This window comes from Streptomyces sp. NPDC127097 (assembly GCF_042724075.1).
In the GTDB taxonomy this organism is placed as follows: Bacteria; Actinomycetota; Actinomycetes; order Streptomycetales; family Streptomycetaceae; genus Streptomyces.
Genome location: NZ_JBHXFI010000010.1, coordinates 157,323 through 176,806 on the forward strand (window position 1 = coordinate 157,323; position 19,484 = coordinate 176,806).

Annotated in this window: 2 protein-coding genes and 1 pseudogene; all 3 read right to left on the bottom strand. The window is 73.1% G+C overall.

Annotated features, from left to right (window positions below):
- Positions 1–33: 33 nt before the first annotated feature.
- Positions 34–11,025 carry a type I polyketide synthase gene (locus ACFWJW_RS11520; RefSeq protein ID WP_387238165.1) on the bottom strand — a complete coding sequence of 3,664 codons (10,992 nt, stop codon included), beginning with the start codon at positions 11,023–11,025 and terminating at the stop codon, positions 34–36.
- 47 nt (positions 11,026–11,072) lie between these two features.
- Positions 11,073–16,547 carry an SDR family NAD(P)-dependent oxidoreductase gene (locus ACFWJW_RS11525; RefSeq protein WP_387238187.1) on the bottom strand — a complete coding sequence of 1,825 codons (5,475 nt, stop codon included), beginning with the start codon at positions 16,545–16,547 and terminating at the stop codon, positions 11,073–11,075.
- 147 nt (positions 16,548–16,694) lie between these two features.
- Positions 16,695–19,472, bottom strand: a pseudogene (locus ACFWJW_RS11530) (type I polyketide synthase); the annotation flags it as partial.
- Between the last annotated feature and the right edge of the window lie 12 nt (positions 19,473–19,484).

A 19,484-nucleotide genomic window follows, 5' to 3' on the forward strand; every position in this document is an offset into this window, starting at 1 on the left:
GCGCGCCTTCCTTGTCGGTCTCCGGCTTGCGCATCAGGAGAGTCCGAGTTCGTCGTTGATGAACGCGAAGACCTCGTCGGTGCTCGCCGCTTGGAGCCTGTCCTTGACATCGGTCGGGCCGGCCGTGGACCGCCGGTCCTCCCACGCTGTGGTGAGGGCCTTCAGCCGGCCGGCGATGGAGGCTCCGGCACCCTCGTCCGGGGAGAGCGCGGCGAGGGCGCTCTCCAGCCGTTCGAGTTCGCCGAGCACCACGGCGGCCGGATCGGCGGCCTCGGGGGCCAGCATCTCCTTGAGGTGCGCCGCCAGCACGTCCGCGTTGGGGTAGTCGAAGACCAGCGTGGCGGGCAGCCGGAGCCCGGCGGCCCCGTTCAGCCGGTTGCGGAACTCGACCGCGGTCAGCGAGTCGAAGCCCATCTCGTTGAACGCCCGGCCCGGTTCCACCGCGGCCGGCGAGCCGTGGCCGAGGACGGCCGCGGCCTGTTCCCGGACGAAGTCCAGCAGCACGCCGTCGATCTCCTCGGCGGTCAGGCCGGTCAGCCGCTGGGCGAAGTCGTCCGCCGAGCGGGTGGCCGCCGCCACCGTCCGCCGGGCCGGGGTCCGCACCAGCCCGCGCAGCAGCGGGGGTACGGCCTCGGCGGGGGCGCCGCGGAACACCGAGACGTCCAGCCGGGCCGGCAGCATCGCCGGTTCGTCGGCCCGCAGTGCCGCGTCGAAGAGCGTCATGCCCTCTTCGGTGGACAGCGGGGGCATTCCGGCCCGGCTCATCCGCCGGACATCGGCCTCGCCGAGATGCCGGGTGATGCCGCTGGTCTCCGCCCACAGGCCCCAGGCCAGCGCGGTGCCGGACAGACCGTTGGCCCGCCGGTGGGCGGCCAGCGCGTCCAGGAACACATTCGCCGCCGCGTAGTTGCCCTGCCCGGCGCCGCCGAAGGTGCCGGCGGCGGCGGAGTACAGGACGAAGGCGGCGAGGTCCTGGCCGGCGGTGAGCTCGTGCAGATTCACCGCGGCGTCCACCTTGGGCCGCAGCACCGTGTCGAGCCGTTCCGGGGTCAGCGAGCCGATCACCCCGTCGTCCAGGACTCCGGCGGTGTGCACCACCGCGGTCAGCGGACGGTCGGCGGGGATGCCGGCGAGCAGCTCCCGCAGCGCCTCGCGGTCGGCCGCGTCACAGGCGGCGATCTCCACTTCGGCGCCGAGGGCGCGCAGTTCGCTCTCCAGCTCCGGTGCGCCGTCCGCCGACCGGCCGGTGCGGCTGGTCAACAGGAGGTGCCGGACGCCGTGTTCGCGCACCAGGCGCCGGGCGGCCAGTCCGCCGAGGGTGCCGGTGCCGCCGGTGACGAGGACCGTGCCCCCTTCGTCGAGGGTTTCCGGCATGGTCAGCACGAGCTTGCCGGTGTGTCGGGCCTTGGCGAGGTACCGGAAGGCGTCCGGGGCCCGCCGGACGTCCCAGGTGGTGACCGGGACCGGCCGCAGCGCACCGGAGTCGAGCAGCCGCACCACCTCCCGCAGCACCTCGCCGACCCGCTGCGGACCGGCGCCCATCATCAGGTCGAATGCCTGGTACTCCACACCGGGGTAGGCGGCCGCGACCTCCTCGGGGGTGCGCACATCGGTCTTGCCCATTTCCAGGAACCGGCCGCCGCGGGGCAGCAGACGCAGCGAGGCGTCCACGAACTCCCGGGCCAGCGCGTCCAGGACGACATCCATTCCGCGGCCGCCAGTGGTGCGGCGGAACTTCTCCTCGAAGTCCAGGTCGCGGGAGGAGGCGATGTGCTCCTCGTCGAGACCGTTCGCGCGCAGGGTGTCCCACTTTCCGGTGCTGGCCGTGCCGAAGACCTCCGCGCCGAGGTGCCGGGCCAGCTGTACGGCGGCCATGCCGACTCCGCCGGCCGCGTTGTGCACCAGCACCGACTCCCCGGCCTGGAGTCCGCCGAGCTCCACCAGGCCGTAGTAGGCGGTGGAGAAGACGATCGGCACCGAGGCGGCCCGGACGTAGGACCAGTCGTCGGGGATCCGCGCCAGCATCCGGCCATCGGTGATGGCCACCGGCCCGAACGCCCCGGCGAACATGCCGATCACCCGGTCGCCCGGGGCGAAGTCGGTGACCTCGGGGCCGGCTTCGAGGACCACACCGGCGGCCTCGATGCCCATGGCCGCCTTCTCCGGGTACATCCCGAGCGCGATCATGACGTCGCGGAAGTTCAGCCCCGCCGCGCGCACCCCGATCCGGACCTCGCCGGGGACCAGGGCGCGGTCCGCGTCCGAGGGCACCAGCGCGAGGTTGTCGAACGTGCCGGCGCTGGTGATGTCCAGCTTCCAGGCCGCGCCGCGGGCCGGTGGCACCAGCGTGCCGCCGGAGGCCAGCGACGCCAGCCGCGGGGTCCGCAACTCGCCCGCACGTACGGCCAGTTGGGGTTCCCCGGAGCCGAGCGCCGCGGCGAGCAGCTCCGGGCCGCCCGAACCGTCCGAGTCGATCAGGACGATCCGCTCCGGGTTCTCCGACTGCGCGGACCGCAGCAGGCCCCAGACCGGGGCCGCGGCGAGATCCGCGATGCCCTCGTCGGCGTGCGTCGCGACCGCGCCGCGGGTGACCACGGCCAGGGTCGTGTGCTCCAGGCGGTCATCGGCCAGCCAGTCCCGGGCCAGCTCCAGCATCCGCCCGGTCAACGACCGTATTTCACGGGGGAGTTCATCGGCATCGGTGTCGCCGGCGCACGGGACGAGTACCACTTCCGGCGCCGGGGTGCCGGTGTCGAGCGCGGTGGTCAGCGCGGCCAGGCCGGCGTACCGAACGGCCGTCTCCGGGGCCCCGTCGAGCACTCCGAGGGTCGCCCAGGCCGTGGTGTCGGCGGGTTCGGCGGCGAGCGCCGGCCAGTCGGTCCGGTACAGCGAGTCGGGCAGGGACGGCGCCAGGGCCGTGGCGGCCGGGTCCTGGCTGCGCAGGACCAGGGACTCCACGGTGGCGACCGGGGTGTTCGTCTCGTCCGCGGCGGCCACCGAGACGGCGTCCGTCCCGGCCGGTGCGATCCGCACCCGCAAGGTGGCGGCGCCGGCCGCGTGCAGCGTCAGACCGCTCCAGGCGAACGGGAGCCGTGCGCCCCCTTCACCGTCGAAGAAGGACCCCAGCCCGGCCGCGTGCAGCGCGGCGTCCAGCAGGGCGGGATGCAGCCCGAAGGAACCGGCGTCCTCGGCCGCCGCCTCGGGCAGGGCGACCTCGGCGAAGACCTCCTCGCCGCGCCGCCAGGCCGCCCGCAGGCCCTGGAAGACCGGGCCGTAGTGCATGCCGGCCTCGGCCAGCCGCGGGTAGTAGTCGGCGGTGTCGACGGGCTCGGCGCCGGCCGGGGGCCAGGCCGTTTCGGCGTAGCCGCCGGGGGCGCCGGCGGGGGCCAGGACGCCGGTGGCGTGCCGGGTCCAGTCCTGCTCGGCGGCGGCCGACTCCGGCTGGGAGTGCACGCTCAGCGAGCGGCGGCCGTCCTCGTCGGCGGCGCCGACCACGACCTGGAGCCGGACCGCGCCCCGCTCGGGCAGCGCCAGCGGCGCCGCCAGCGTCAGTTCCTCCAGCAGTCCGCAGCCGACCTCGTCACCGGCCCGTATCGCCATTTCGACGAACGCGGTGCCGGGCAGCAGGACCAGGTCGCCGATGGCGTGGTCGGCGAGCCAGGGGTGGCTGTGGGTGCCGATCCGCCCGGTGAACAGGACCTCGTCGGAGCCGGCCACCGCGACGGCGGCGCCGAGCAGCGGATGACCGGCGGCGCCCAGTCCGGCGGCGGTGACATCACCGGCCGTGCCGGAGGGCCGCGGCCAGTAGCGCTCACCCTGGAAGGCGTAGGTGGGCAGGTCCACCCGCCGCGCACCGCGTCCGGAAAAGAAGGCCGTCCAGTCGACCGGGACGCCCCGCAGCCGCAGCCGGGCCAGCGCGGTCACCGCGGCCCCGTCCTCGGCGCGGTCCCGGCGCAGCGTCGGCACCAGCACGGTGTCCTCGCCGGTCACGCACTCCTGGCCCATCCCGGACAGCACGCCGTCCGGGCCGACTTCGAGGAAGGTCCGCACCCCGGCGGCCTCCAGGGCGCGCACCCCGTCGCAGAACCGCACCGCACCGCGGACATGGCCGACCCAGTAGTCCGGCGAGCACGCCTCCTCCGCGGTGAGCGGCCGGCCGGTCACGTTGGACACGATCTCGATGCGCGGCGCCCGGAAGGTCAGCCCGGCCACGGTCCGCCGGAAGGCGTCCAGCATCGGTTCCATCAGGGGGGAGTGGAAGGCATGGCTGACCGTCAGCCGCTTGGTGGTGACCCCCGCGGCGGCGAGGGTTTCCGCGACCTCCAGTACGGCCTTCTCCGCTCCGGAGATGACCACGGAGGCGGGGCCGTTCACGGCCGCGATACCGACCTCGTGCTCGCGCCCGGCGAGCAGTGCGGTGACCTCGTCCTCGGTGGTGCGGACCGACACCATCGCGCCCTCGGCGGGCAGTTCCTGCATCAGCCGGCCGCGCGCGGCGACCAGGGCGCAGGCGTCCGGCAGCGACCACACCCCGGCCACATGGGCCGCGACCACTTCACCGATGGAGTGGCCGACCAGCCGGTCGGGGCGGACGCCCCAGGACTCCAGCAGCCGGTACAGGGCGACCTCGACCGCGAACAGGGCGGCCTGGGTGTACTGGGTCCGGTCCAGTAACGCGGCGTCCGGGGAGCCGGGTTCGGCCCAGACGATCTCCCGGAGCGGCCGCGGCAGCCACCGGTCCAGTTCGGCGGCGGCCTCGTCGAAGGCCCGCGCGAAGACCGGGTAGCGGCGGTGCAGGCCGGCGCCCATGCCGGCCCGCTGGGCGCCCTGGCCGGTGAACATCACCGCGAGCGCACCGGTGGTGGCCGTGCCGGTTACCACCTCGGCCCCGGCGGCACCGGAGGCCAGCGCCGCCAGGCCGCGCCGGAGGTCGTCAAGGTCGGTGCCGATCACCGCGGCCCGGTGCTCGAAGGCCGACCGGGAGGTGAGCAGCGACCAGGCGAGGTCGCCGGGCGCGGTGTCCGGGGCGGCCGTGAGGTGCTCCGCGAGCCGTGCGGCCTGGGCGGCCAGTGCCTGCGGGGTCTTGCCGGAGAGCACCCACGGCAGCGGTCCGTCCGCCACCGCGTCGTCCACGGGGGGCGCCGGAAGGTCCGGGGCCTGCTCCAGGATCAGATGGGCGTTGGTGCCGCTGAAGCCGAAGGAGGACACCCCGGCGCGCCGGGGCCGGTCCAGTTCGGGCCAGGCCCGGGGCGCGGTGACCAGTTCCACCGCGCCGCTGGACCAGTCCACATGGGTCGAGGGCGCGTCCACATGCAGCGTCTGCGGCAGCAGCCCGTGCCGCATGGCGAGCACCATCTTGATCACGCCGGCGACCCCGGCGGCGGCCTGGGTGTGCCCGATGTTCGACTTCACCGAACCGAGCCACAGCGGCCGGTCCCCGTCGCGCTCCGCCCCGTACGTGCTGAGCAGCGCCTGCGCCTCGATGGGGTCGCCGAGGCGGGTGCCGGTGCCGTGTGCCTCCACCGCGTCCACCTCGGACGCTGCGAGACCGGCGGCGGCGAGGGCCTGCCGGATCACCCGGGCCTGGGAGGGCCCGTTGGGCGCGGTCAGGCCGTTCGAGGCACCGTCCTGGTTGATCGCGGAACCACGGACCACGGCGAGCACCGGATGGCCGTTGCGCACCGCGTCGGAGAGCCGCTCGACGAGCAGGACACCGACGCCCTCGCCCCAGTTGGTGCCGTCGGCACCCTCGGCGAAGGCTTTGCACCGGCCGTCGGGGGCCAGTCCGCGCAGCCGGCTGAACTCGATGAAGGAGCCGGGGGTGGTCATCAGCGTCACGCCGCCGGCCAGGGCCAGCGAGCACTCCCCCGACCGCAGGGCGGCGGCCGCGAGATGCAGCGCCACCAGCGAGGACGAGCAGGCGCTGTCGATGGTCATCGTGGGGCCTTCGAGGCCGAGGGCGTAGGCGACCCGGCCGGACATCACGCTGTAGCTGGTGCCGGTGCCCAGGAACCCGTCGGGTCCCTGTCCGGCGCCGGCCAGGACGCTCATGTAGTCGTTGCCGTTGGCGCCGACAAAGACGCCGGTGTCGGTGCCGTGCACGGTCGCCGGGTCGATCCCGGCGGCCTCGATGGCCTCCCAGGCCACTTCGAGCAGCAGCCGCTGCTGCGGGTCCATCGAGAGCGCCTCACGCGGGCTGATCTCGAAGAAGCCGGCGTCGAATTCGGCCAGGCCGTCGATGAAACCGCCGTGCCGCACATAGCTGGCACCGGCCTGGTCGGGGTCGCTGTCGTACATCCCCTCGGTGTCCCAGCCCCGGTCGGCGGGGAACGGGGTGATCCCGTCCCGCCCCTCGGCCAGGAGCTGCCACAGCTGCTCCGGGTTCCGTACGCCGCCGGGCAGCCGGCAGCCCATGCCGACGATGGCGATCGGTTCGTCGGACGCCGCGACGGCGGTCGGAGTGGCCGACGGGGTGCCGGCGGAGTCCGTGATCTCGTCCCGCAGATGGCGGACGAGGACCGCCGGGGTCGGATAGTCGAAGATCATCGTGGCGGGCAGGGTCAGCCCCGACGCGGTGGTGAGCCGGTTGCGGAACTCCACCGCGCTCAGCGAGTCGAAGCCCAGGTCCTTGAACGCCCGTGCCGGATCGACGAGTTCGGGACTGTCGTAGCCGAGCACGTCCGCTATCTGGGTGCGGACGAAGTCCAGCAGCGCCTTGTCCCGGTCGGCGTCGGTCAGCCCGGCGAGTTCCCGGCGCAGCGCCGAATCGGCGACCGCCGGGCCGTCACCCCCGCTCAGCAGACCGCGGGCCTCGGGCACTCCGGCGAACAGCGGGCTCGGCCGGACGAAGGTGAAGCCGGGGATGAACCGGTCCCAGTCGACATCGGCGACGGTCAGACAGGTCTCGTCCTGGCCGAGCGCCGCGGCCAGCGCGCTGATGGCCAGTTCCGGCGCCATCGCGGGCAGTCCGCGCTGACGGAGCTGGTCCTGTACGGCGGCGTCCTCCGCGAGGCCGCCCCCGCCCCAGGGGGCCCAGGCCACCGAGGTGGCGGTGAGTCCGCGGGCCCGGCGCTGTTCGGCGAGGGCGTCGAGGTAGGCGTTGGCCGCGCCGTAACCGGCCTGGCCGCCGCTGCCCCAGACCCCGGCGACGGAGGAGAACAGCACGAACGCGTCCAGCTGCCGGTCCCCGAGAAGGGCGTCAAGGTGGGCCGCACCGGCGACCTTGGAGGCGAGAACCCCGTCGAGGTCCGCTTCACCGAGCTCGGTGACCGGCATGACCGGCCCGCCGGTGCCGGCGATGTGCAGCACCGCCGACGGGGGTTCGGGCAGTCCGTCGAGCAGCCGGGCGAGGCTCTCCCGGTCGGCCACGTCGCAGGCGGCGAGGGTGACCTCGGCGCCCAGCGCGGTGAGTTCCGCGGCGAGTTCGCTGCTGCCGGGGGCGTCCGGGCCACGGCGGCTGGTGAGCACCAGGTGCTCGGCCCCGTTGGCGGCGAGCCAGCGGGCGGACGCGGCGCCGAGCGCACCGGTGCCGCCGGTGATCAGTACGGTGCCCCGGGGCTTCCAGGGCGCGGCGTCCCGGTCGAGGCGGGCGCGGACCAGCCGGCGGGCGAACACCCCGGCCGGCCTGATGGCGAGCTGGTCCTCGTCACCGGCGCCGCTGAGGACGGCACAGAGCCGGGCCGCCGCGGTCCGGTCGAGTTCCGCGGGCAGGTCGATGAGTCCGCCCCAGCGGTCGGACCGTTCCAGGGCGACGGTCCGGCCGAGCCCCCATACCTGGGCGAACTCCGGCTCCCGCAGCGGGTCCGCCGCGCCGGTCGACACCGCCCCGCTCGTGACGCACCACAGGGGCGCGCCGATACCCGCGTCGCCCAGCGCCTGTACCAGGGCCAGTGCCTCGGTGACGGTCGGCCGGGCCAGCACTCCGGCGATCTCGCCGCCGAGTTCCGCCAGGGCGGTGGCGAGTTCCTCACGGCTGCCGCCGAGGGCGAGACGTGCCACCTGGGCGCCGTGCGCGGTGAGGGCGTCCGCGAGGCGGTCGTCCTCGTCCGGTCCGGCGAGGAGCCAGGTGCCGGTGAGCGCGGCGGCGCCGGCCGGAACCGGCTTCCAGGAGATCCGGTAGGCCCACTTGTCCACCGTGGACTCGTGCTCCTGACGCCGGCGCCAGGCGGACAGCGCCGGCAGGATCGCACCGAGCGGCTGGTCCTCGTCCAGCTCCAGGGTGTGCAGCAGTTCGGGGAGGTTCTCGCGGGCGACCAGGTCCCAGAACCGGGCGTCGTCCGCGGCGGCCGGACGGTCCGGCTCGCCGGTGACGGCCGCTTCGTCCAGCCAGTACCGCCGCCGCTGGAAGGGGTAGGTGGGCAGCTCGACCCGCCGGGCTCCGGTGAGCAGCGGGTTCCAGTCCACGGTGGCGCCACGGGCGTACGCCCCGCCCACCGCCTCCAGCAGCGCGACGGGTTCGGTGCGGTTCTCGCGCAGCGCGGGCAGGAACCGGACGGTGTCGTGACCGGGCAGACAGTCCTGGCCCATGGCGGAGAGCACCCCGCCGGGCCCGAGTTCGAGGAAGGTGGTGACCCCTTCGGCGTGCCCGGCGAGCAGGCCGTCGTGGAAGCGCACCGCCTCGCGGACGTGCCGCACCCAGTACTCGGGGTCGCACAGTTCCTGGGCGGTGGCGAGCCGTCCGGTCACGTTGGACACCACGGGCATCCGGGGCTCGGCGTAGGTGAGGCCCTTCGCGACCGCGCGGAAGGCGTCGAGCATGGGTTCCATCAGCGGCGAGTGGAAGGCATGGCTGACCCGCAGCCGCTTCACCTTGCGGCCGCGCGAGGACAGTTCGGCGGCGATCCGGCCGACCGCGTCCTCGGCACCGGACAGCACCACGGACTCGGGCCCGTTGACGGCCGCGAGACCGGCCTGGTCCTCGCCCGCCAGCAGGGGGCGGACCTCGTCCTCGGTGGCCCGTACCGACACCATGGCGCCGCCGGAGGGGAGTTCCTGCATCAGCCGGCCACGGGCCGCCACCAGGGTGGCGGCGTCCGCCAGCGACCAGACTCCGGCCACATGGGCGGCGGTGATCTCACCGATGGAGTGGCCCATCAGGAGGTCCGGCGCCAGGCCCCAGGATTCGGTCAGCCGGTACAGCGCGACCTCAAGGGCGAACAGGGCGGCCTGGGTGTACTGCGTCTGGTCGAGGAGTTCGCCCGCGCCGTGCACGACCTCGCGCAGCGGCTTCGGCAGCCGGCCGTCGAACGCGGCACAGACCTCGTCGAAGGCGCGGGCGAACACCGGGTACGCCGCATACAGTTCCCGGCCCATCCCGGGCCGTTGGGAGCCCTGCCCGGTGAACAGCACACCGAGCTTGCCGTCGGCGACGACATCGGCGACCACTCCGGCCGGGCGCCGTCCGGCGGCCAGCCCCCGGGCGGCGGACAGCAGTCCGTCCCGGTCGGCACCGAGGACCACCGCGCGGTGTTCCAGCGCGGAGCGGGTGTTGACCAGCGACCAGCCGATGTCCGCCGGCGTGGTCTCCGGCCGGTCCTCGGCGAACGAGCCGACCCGGGCGGCCTGGGCGGCGAGCGCCTCTTCGGAACGGGCGGACAGCACCCAGGGCACCGGCCCGGCGGTCGGCACCGGCTCCGCGGCGGCCTCCGCCCCGTCCTCGGCCCCGGTGTCGGTCCCGACGGCCGCCACCGCTTCGGCCTGCTCCAGCACCACATGCGCATTGGTGCCGCTGAACCCGAAGGAGGACACCGCGGCCCGCCGGGGCTGCCCGGTCCGCGGCCACTCGCGCGCCTCGGTGAGCAGCTCCACCGCGCCCGCGGTCCAGTCCACATGGCTGGAGGGCCGGTCCACGTGCAGCGTCTTGGGCAGCACGCCGTGCCGCATGGCCAGCACCATCTTGATGATGCCGGCGACCCCGGCGGCGGCCTGGGTGTGCCCGAGGTTCGACTTGACCGAGCCGAGCCACAGCGGCCGCTCCCGGTCCTGTCCGTACGACGCCAGCAGCGCCTGCGCCTCGATGGGGTCACCGAGGGTGGTACCGGTGCCATGTGCCTCGACCGCGTCGATCTGGCCGGGGGCCAGTCCCGCGTTGACCAGGGCCTGTTCGATGACCCGCTGCTGGGCGGGGCCGTTCGGGGCGCTCAGCCCGTTCGAGGCGCCGTCGGAGTTCACCGCGGTACCGCGCACCACGGCCAGCACCGGGTGTCCGTTCCGCCGGGCGTCGGAGAGCTTCTCCACCAGCAGCACACCGGCGCCCTCGGCCCAGCCGGTGCCGTCGGCCGCGTCCGCGAAGGACTTGCACCGGCCGTCCGCGGCCAGCCCGCGCTGCCGGGAGAACTCGATGAAGGTCCACGGGGTGGCCATCACGGTCACCCCGCCGACCAGGGCCAGCGAACAGTCGCCCTTGCGGAGGGCGTGCCCGGCCAGATGCAGCGCCACCAGCGACGACGAGCACGCGGTGTCCACGGTGATCGCGGGGCCCTCGAAGCCGAAGTGGTAGGCGACCCGGCCGGAGAGCGCGGACCCGGAACTCGTGCTGCCGAAGTAGTCGTGGTACATGAGCCCGGCGAACACCCCGGTCCGGCTGCCGCGCAGGCTCGCCGGATCGATCCCGGCCCGCTCCAGGGCCTCCCAGGACGTCTCCAGGAGCAGCCGCTGCTGCGGGTCCACCGCGGGCGCGTCCTTGGGGCTGATCCCGAAGAAGGCGGGGTCGAAGTCGGCCGCCTCGTGCAGGAAGCCGCCTTCCTTCGCGTACGACGTGCCCTCGGCCCGGCCCGTCGGGTCGTACAGACCCTCGGTGTCCCAGCCGCGGTCGTCGGGGAATCCGGTGATTCCCTCGCCACCGGAGTCGAGCAGCCGCCACAGCTCCTCGGGCGAGGTCACCCCGCCCGGGTACCGGCAGCTCATCCCGACGATGGCGAGCGGTTCATGGCTCTTCTCCTGGGCGTCCTGAAGGCGTTGACGCGTCTCGTAGAGCTCGGCCGTCATCCGCTTGAGGTACTCGCGGAGCTTCTCCTCATTCGCCATCTGCTGCGGCCCTCCAGGTGACGCCCGCGACGTGTGCACGTGCCATATCAGGAACTCCCGAACTCTCGCTCAATGAAGTCGAAGACCTCGTCGTCGCTCGCCGCGTCCAGCGTCGCGGCGACCGTCCCGGCCCCGTCGTCCTCCTGCGCCCCGCCCAGCTCCGACAGCAGGCTCTGGAGCCGGACGGCGAGCCGGTCCCGGGCGACCTCGTCCGTGGCGATCTCGGGCAGCGAGAGTTCCAGCCGGTCGAGCCCGGCGAAGACGGAGAGGAGGGCGGACTGTTCGTCCCGTTCGCCGAGCAGCTCCGCACGGAGCTTTTCGGCGAGGACTTCCGAGGTCGGATAGTCGAAGACCAGGGTGGCCGGCAGCCGCAGTCCGGTGACCGCGGTCAGGGTGTTGCGCAGCTCCACAGCGGTCAGCGAGTCAAAACCGAGCTCGCTGAACGGCCGCCCGCCGGGAACCTCTTCCGGCCCGGAGTAACCCAGGACCGCGGCCACCTGCGTACGCACCACGGTGAGCAGCAGCTGCTGCCGCTCGGGACCGCCGAGCCCGGCGAGGCGCCCGCGCAGGTCCTCGGCCATGGCCTGCCCGCCGGCGGCGGAGCGGCGCACGCGCGCCCGGACCAGGTCCCGCATGACCGGTGGCAGCATCCCGTCGGCCGCCCGGGCGTGCAGCGCGGCGGTGTTCAGCCGTACCGGAATCAGCAGGCTCTCCGCCGAGACGGTCCCGGCGTCGAACAGGGCGAGCCCCTCCGCGGAGGTCAGCGCGTCGATGCCGCCACTGCTCATCCGCCGCAGGTCGGACTGGTCGAGCCCGCCGGTCATCTCACTGGTGCCGGCCCAGCGTCCCCATGCGAGGGAGACCGCCGGGAGGCCCAGCGAACGGCGATAGCCGGCCAGGGCGTCCAGGAAGCTGTTGGCCGCCGCATAGTTGGCCTGTCCCGGGGCGCCGAGCACCCCGGCCGCCGAGGAGAACAGCATGAACGCGGAGAGCTCACGGTCCTTGGTGAGTTCATGCAGGTTCACCGCGGCGTCCACCTTGGGCGCCAGCACCGCGTCGAGCCGCTCCGGGGTGAGGGAACCGAGCACCCCGTCGTCCAGGACACCGGCCGTGTGCACCACCCCGGTGAGCGGGGCGTCGGCGGGCAGACCGTCCAGGACCCGGGCCAGGGCGTCCCGGTCGGCCGCATCACAGGCGACGATCTCCGCGCGCGCACCGAGCCCGCAGAGTTCCGCACGCAGCTCCGCGGCGCCCTCGGCCGCCAGCCCCTGACGACTCATCAACAGCAGCTTTCGCACTCCGTGTTCGGTGACCAGATGCCGCGCCACCAAGGCCCCCAGGGCTCCGGTGCCCCCGGTGATCAGTACGGTGCCCTCGGAATTCCACCTCGGCGCACCCTCCTGTCCGGCCTGTCCGGGCGCGGCGAACCGGGCCAGCCTGGGCACGAGAACGCTCCCGCCGCGCAGGGCCAGCTGCGGTTCACCGCCGGCCACGGCAGCGCGCAGGGCATGTCCGGCGCCCTCATTACCAAGGGCATCGGCATCGACATCGGCATCGGAATCACCGAGGGCATCGCCATCGACATCGATCAGCACGATCCGGTCCGGATGCTCCGACTGCGCGGACCGGACGAGCCCCCAGACGGCCGCTGCCGCCGGGGAGACCGTCTCACCGTCCAGCAGCACCGCACCACGGGTCAGGATCACCAACCGCGCGTCCTGGTACCGCTCCTCGGCGAGCCAGCTCTGGAGCCGTTCCAGCACCAGGCGCGCGAGGACATGGGCACTATCGGCCAGGCCCTCCCCCACGGTGTCCGGCACGGACCACAGCACCACGTCCGGGACCTCGTCCAGCTCGGCGAGCGCGGGCCAGTCGACCGCGGGCGCGTCGAGGACGGCCTTCAGACCGATCCCGTTCTCGTCCAGCACGGCCCAGTTCCCGGCCGGCACCGTCGTGGTGTCCGGGAGGGGCAGCGCGGCCCAGCGCAGCTGAAGCATCGACTCCCCGCGCCCACCGGCCAGTTGCTCGGTACGCACCGGCCGGACGGTCAGCGCGTCGATGCCGGCCACGAGCGCACCGGTCGCGTCAAAGACCTTCACCCGCACACCGTCGCCGTCCCGGGTCAGCGTCGTACGCAGCGAGCCGGCGCCCACCGCGTGCAACCGGATCCCGCGCCAGGCGAACGGCAGCCCCGCCGCGGCGTCGTCGAGCAGTCCGACGGTCTGGAGCGCGGCATCGAGCAGGGCCGGGTGCAGGGCGAACTTCGCCGCATCGGCGGTCGCGTCCTCGGGCAGCGTGACCTCGGCGTGCACCGCGTCCCCGTGCCGCCAGGCGGCCTGGACACCTTGGAACATGGGGCCGTAGCCGAAGCCGGCGGCGGCCAGCTCGTCGTAGAAACCGTCCACGGAGACGGCCTCGGCCCCGGCCGGCGGCCAGACCTCCGCGCCCTCGCCGACCGGCACGGTGGTGCTCCCGGCGGCCAGCACACCGACGGCATGCCGGGTCCAGCTCTCCTCCGCATCGTCCTCCAACCGGGAGTACACGGTCAGTGGCCGGCCGCCGTCCTCATCGGGCTCGGCGACGACGACGCGCAGCTGCACGCCGCCCCGCTCCGGCAGAACCAGCGGCTCCTGAAGGGTCAGTTCCTCGATGAGGTCACAACCGAGCCGGTCTCCGGCCTGGAGGGCCAGTTCGACCAGAGCGGTTCCCGGCAGCAGCACGGTGTCCATGACGGTGTGGTCGGCCAGCCACGGATGCGTGGCCAGGGACAGCCGCCCACTGAGGACGACGGCATCCGGCAGCGTCACGGTGGCACCGAGCAGCGGGTGCTCGGCATTGCCCAGCCCGGCGGCCGTCATGTCGCCGGCCCCGGTGGTCCCCTCCAACCAGTAGCGCCGACGCTGGAAGGCGTAGGTCGGCAGCTCCACGGTGCGGGCGCCCGGGAACAGCGGCGTCCAGTCCACCGGGACGCCCCGGGCGTGGACAACCCCGAGAGCATGCAGCAGGGCGACGGGTTCGGGACGGTCCTTGCGGAGGCTGGGCTGGAGGGTGGTGGGGGCGGTTGCTGTGGCGGTCTGCGGTAGGCAGTCCTGTCCCATGGCGGACAGGACGCCGTCCGGGCCGAGTTCGAGGAAGGTGGTGACGCCTCCGTCGGCGTGGGCGGCCTGGATGCCGTCATGGAAACGGACGGCTTCGCGGACGTGGCGCACCCAGTACTCGGGGTCGCGGAGTTCGGCGGGGTCGGCCAGCGAGCCGGTCACGTTCGAGACGACCGGCAACTGGGCGTCGGAGTAGGTGAGTTGGTTCAGGACCGTGCGGAACTCGGCCAGCATCGGGTCCATCAGGGGCGAGTGGAAGGCATGGCTCACCCGCAGCCGCTTGACCTTGCGGCCCTCGGCCTCCAGGGCGGTGATGACCTGGTCCATCTCGGTCTCGGCGCCGGAGAGGACGACGGACTCCGGACCGTTGACCGCAGCGATACCGACCTGAGCGCAGCCGTCCAGCAGCGGCGTGACCTCGTCCTCCGAGGCCCGCACCGAGACCATGACGCCGTCGGCGGGCAGGGCCTGCATCAGGCGTCCACGCGCGGCGACCAGCTTTGCCGCATCCGCCAGCGACCAGACACCCGCCAGGTAGGCGGCAGTGACCTCTCCAATGGAGTGACCCAGCAGTACGGCCGGAGCCACACCCAGGGACTCGACGAGCCGGTAGAGCGCGACTTCAAGAGCGAACAGCGCCGCCTGCGCGTACTGAGTCTGATCGAGCAGGTCTCCCTCGCCCCACACCACTTCACGCAAGGGCCGAGGCAGCAGACCGTCCAGTTCCCCGCACACCTCGTCCCAGGCCCGGGCAAACACCGGGAAGGCGTCGTACAGCTCACGGCCCATGCCCAGTCGCTGGGCGCCCTGGCCGGTGAACAGCACACCGAGTCGTGGGTCGCCGATGACGTTTGCGTCCGGGGTGACGTTCCGGAGGGCGGCGAGGAGTTCCGTACGGTCGGTGCCCAGGACCACCGCGCGGTGGTCCAGTGGGGTACGGGTGGTGACCAGCGAGAACCCGATGTCGGCCGGGCTCAGCTCCGGCTGTGCTGCCACGAAGGACGCCAGCCGTCCGGCCTGTGCGGCGAGGGACTCCGCGGAGCGGGCCGAGAGCACCCAGGGCACGACGCCGGTGTCGGAGCCAGTGTCCGAGCCGGGGTCGGAGCCAGTATCGGTGCCAGTGTCCGAGCCGGAGCCGTTCACCGTGGGCTCCTCGGCCACCGTTCCGGGCGCCTCTTCCAGCACGACATGCGCATTGGTGCCGCTGATACCGAAGGAGGACACGCCTGCCCGGCGCGGCCGCCCGGTGGCCGGCCAGTCGCGCGCCTCGGTGAGCAGTTCGACCGCACCGGCCGTCCAGTCGACGTGCGAGGAGGGTTCATCGACATGCAGGGTCCGCGGAAGTACACCGCGCCGCATGGCAAGGACCATCTTCATCACGCCGGCGACGCCGGCCGCGGCCTGGGTGTGCCCGATGTTCGACTTGACCGTGCCCAGCCACAGCGGCTCTTCGCGGTCCTGGCCGTACGTGGCGAGCAGCGCCTGGGCCTCGATCGGGTCGCCCAGCGTCGTACCGGTGCCGTGCGCCTCCACCGCGTCCACATCCGAGGCGTCGAGTCCGGCATTGGCGAGCGCCTGACGGATGACTCGCTGCTGCGACGGACCGTTCGGCGCCGTCAGACCGTTGGACGCACCGTCCTGGTTCACCGCCGAACCCCGCACCACCGCAAGCACCGGATGGCCGTTACGCCGGGCGTCCGACAGCCGCTCCACCAGCAGCATTCCGCCGCCCTCAGCGAGGGTGGTGCCGTCCGCGCCCGAGGCGAATGCCTTGACCCGGCCGTCGATCGCGAGGTTCCGCTGCCGCGAGAAGTCGACAAAGGTGCCCGGGGTCGCCATCACCGAGGCGCCACCCGCCAGCGCGAGCTCGCACTCCCCCGCCCGCAGCGCCTGCATCGCCTGATGCAGCGCCACCAGCGAAGAGGAGCAGGCCGTGTCCACCGTGACCGCGGCCCCTTCAAAACCGAAGGTGTATGCCACCCGGCCGGAGGCGACACTGCCGGACGTCCCCGTACCGAGGTGTCCTTCGACCTCCTCCGGTATGGAGTCGGTCTGCAAGCCGTAGTCGTGGTACATGATGCCGGCGAAGACACTGGTCCGGCTGCCGTGCAGGGAGGCCGGGGCGATCCCGGCCCGCTCGACGGCCTCCCAGGACATCTCCAGCAGGAGCCGCTGCTGCGGGTCCATGGCCAGCGCCTCGCGCGGGGAGATCCCGAAGAATGCGGGATCGAACTCGCCCGCGTCGTAAAGGAATCCGCCCTCACGGGTGTAGGTCTTGCCGGGCAGACCGGGTTCGGGGTCATAGAGCCGGTCGAGGTCCCAGCCACGGTCGGCGGGGAACTCACCGATGGCATCGGTACCGTCCGCCAGCAGCTGCCAGAGCTCCTCGGGCGAGGTGACACCACCGGGGTACCGGCAGGCCATGCCGACGATCGCGATGGCCTCCTCGTCCGTGGCGGCGGCCCGCGCGGTGGGCACGACCGCCGCTTCCTCCTCCAGCAGTTCGCGACGCAGACAGTCGGTGAGTGCGAGGGGCGTCGGATAGTCGAACACCAAGGTGGCGGGCAGCCGCAGCCCGGTGGCCCCGGTCAGCCGGTTCCGCAGCTCCACGGCGGTCAGCGAATCAAAACCGAGATCCTTGAACACCTGGTCCGTACGCACCGCGCCGGAGTCCTCGTAGCCCAGTACGGCCGCGACCTGAGTGGTCACCAGGTCGAGCAGCAGCTCCGCACCGTCCTCGGCCGGCAGCCCGGCCAGCCGCTCCCGCAGGGACGCGGCCTCACCGGCCGCTGCGGTGGCGCGCCGCACCGGCACCCGTACGACGTTCCGCAGCACCGCCGGCACCGCGCCGGAAGCGGCCAGACCCCGCAGGTCGAGCCGGATCGGTACGAGCAGGCCGGAGCCGGGCGCGGCACAGGCGAGGTCGAACAGGGCCACACCCTCGGCCTGGTCGAGCGCAAGCGCACCACCGCGCGCCATCCGCCGGACATCGGCGGAGCCGACCTCGCGGGTCATGGCACTGCGCTCCGCCCAGAATCCCCAGGCCAGGGAGGTACCCGGCAGGCCACTGAGACGACGGTGCTGAGCGAGAGCGTCGAGGAATGTATTGGCCGCGGCGTAGTTGCCCTGCCCGGCGCTGCCGAGCACACCGGCGGCCGAGGAGAACAGCACGAACGCCGAGAGGTCCAGGTCCTGGGTCAGCTCGTGCAGGTTCCAGGCCGCATCCACCTTCGGCCGAAGCACGGTGTCGAGGCGTTCCGGAGTCAGCGAGCCGATGATGCCGTCGTCCAGGACACCGGCGGTGTGCACCACACCCGTCAGCGGGGCGTCGGCCGGGATACCTGCCAGCACCGCCGCCAGCGCGTCCCGATCAGCCGCGTCGCAGGCGACCACATCAACCCGGGCACCCAGCTCAGTCAGCTCGGACCGCAACTCCTGGGCGCCATCAGCGTCCAGACCACGACGGCTGGTCAACACCAGGCTGCGGACGCCGTGTTCGGAAACGAGGTGCCGGGCGAACAGTGCACCCAGCGTGCCCGTACCACCCGTGATCAGCACTGTCCCCTCGGTGTCCCACACCGGCGCACTGTCCGCGTCCGACGGTACGGACCTCGCCAGCCGCGGCACGGAAACCACACCGTCGCGAACGGCCAACTGCGGCTCACCCGAGGCAACCGCCGCGGCGATGGCGTCCACCGAGGACTGCTGCTCGTCAAGGTCGATGAGCACAAACTGATCCGGGTTCTCACTCTGCGCGGAACGCAGCAGACCCCACACCGCGCCGCCCACCGCATCCAGCGGTTCTCCCGCCACCGACACCGCACCACGGGTCGCGACCACCAGCTTCGAACGCGTGGAACGCTCATCAGCCAGCCAGGACTGCACACTCTCCAGCACCCGGCCCACCGTGGCCCGGACCGCCTGCGGCACCTCCAACGCACCATCTGCGCCAGGCACCGCCAGCACGACATGCTCGGGCACCTCCACCGGCTCAGACCGAAGCGGCAACTCCGGCCACTCCACGGTGAACAGGGCATCGGTGCTCGTGCCTTCGTTGAGCTGGCCGGCGGTCACCGGCCTGGTCACCAGGGAGTCGACGGAGGCAACCACGGTTCCCGTGCCATCAGCCACCAGGACCGAGAATCCGCCGCCGGCCGGGCTCAGTTTCACCCGGAGTGCGGCCGCTCCTACGGCGTGCAGACGGACCGTGTTCCAGGCGAAAGGCAGCTGGGCGCCGTGGCCCCCGGCCTCGGTGGCCGGGTGCAGACCGATCGCATGCAGCGCGGAGTCGAGCAGGGCCGGATGCAGCCCGAACTTCGCCGCGTCGGCAGCCATGTCCTCCGGCAGGGCGACCTCGGCGAAGATCTCCTCACCACGCCGCCAGGCTGCGCCCAGGCCCTGGAAAACCGGGCCGTAAGCCATACCCACCGCGGCGAACTCGTCGTACACGCCGGTCACGGAGACCGGCTCGGCGCCGAGGGGAGGCCAGCTCTCCTCGCCGAAGTCCACCGGCTCGGCACCCAGCGCGAGCAGGCCGGTGGCGTGCCGGGTCCATTGCTGGTCTGCCGGAGCCTCCTCGGCACGGGAGTACACGGCGAGTTCCCGGCGCCCGTCCGCATCGGACTCGCCGACGGTGACGCGGAGTTGCAGACCTCCGGTCGCCGGGATGATCAGCGGGGCCTCAAGGGTGAGTTCCTCCAGCAGATCGCAGCCGACCTGGTCACCGGCCCGGATGGCGAGCTCCACCAGTCCGGTCCCGGGGAGCAGCACGGTGTCCATGACGGAGTGATCGGCCAGCCAGGGGTGGGTGGCCAGCGACAGCCGGCCGCTGAAGAGGAAGCCATCGGAGTCCGGCAGCGCCAGGGCGGCGCCGAGCAGCGGATGATCGGCCGCATCGAGTCCGAGTCCCGAGGCATCCCCGCCGAAGAACACACCGGAGGGCCAGTAGCGCTTGTGCTGGAAGGCGTAGGTGGGCAGATCGACCCGCCGGCCGGCCGGGAGCAGGGTGCTCCAGTCCACCGGGACGCCGTGTGACCAGAGTTGGGCGAGGGACTGCGCGAAGCGGGGCCAGCCGCCTTCGTCGCGGCGGAGGGTCCCGGTCACTACGACGGGGCTGCCCGCTTCCTGCGCGGTGTCCTCGATTCCAGGCGTCAGTACGGGGTGCGCACTGCACTCGACGAAGACGCCGTGCCCGTCGGCGACCAGTGCCTGGACGGCTTCCTCGAACCGCACCGTGTTGCGGAGGTTCTCGAACCAGTAGGCGGCATCCAGCTCCTCACCCGATATAGGCGAGGCGTTCACCGCGGAGTAGAACGGGATACGGCCTTCCGCGGGTGCCACCTCGGCCAGGACCGTGGCGAG

Excerpts from the sequence above, each read along its gene's own strand:
- ACFWJW_RS11520 (WP_387238165.1), bottom strand. The coding sequence starts at position 11,025 with ATGGCGAATGAGGAGAAGCTCCGCGAGTACCTCAAGCGGATGACGGCC.
- ACFWJW_RS11525 (WP_387238187.1), bottom strand. The coding sequence starts at position 16,547 with ATGGCCTGCCGGTACCCCGGTGGTGTCACCTCGCCCGAGGAGCTCTGG.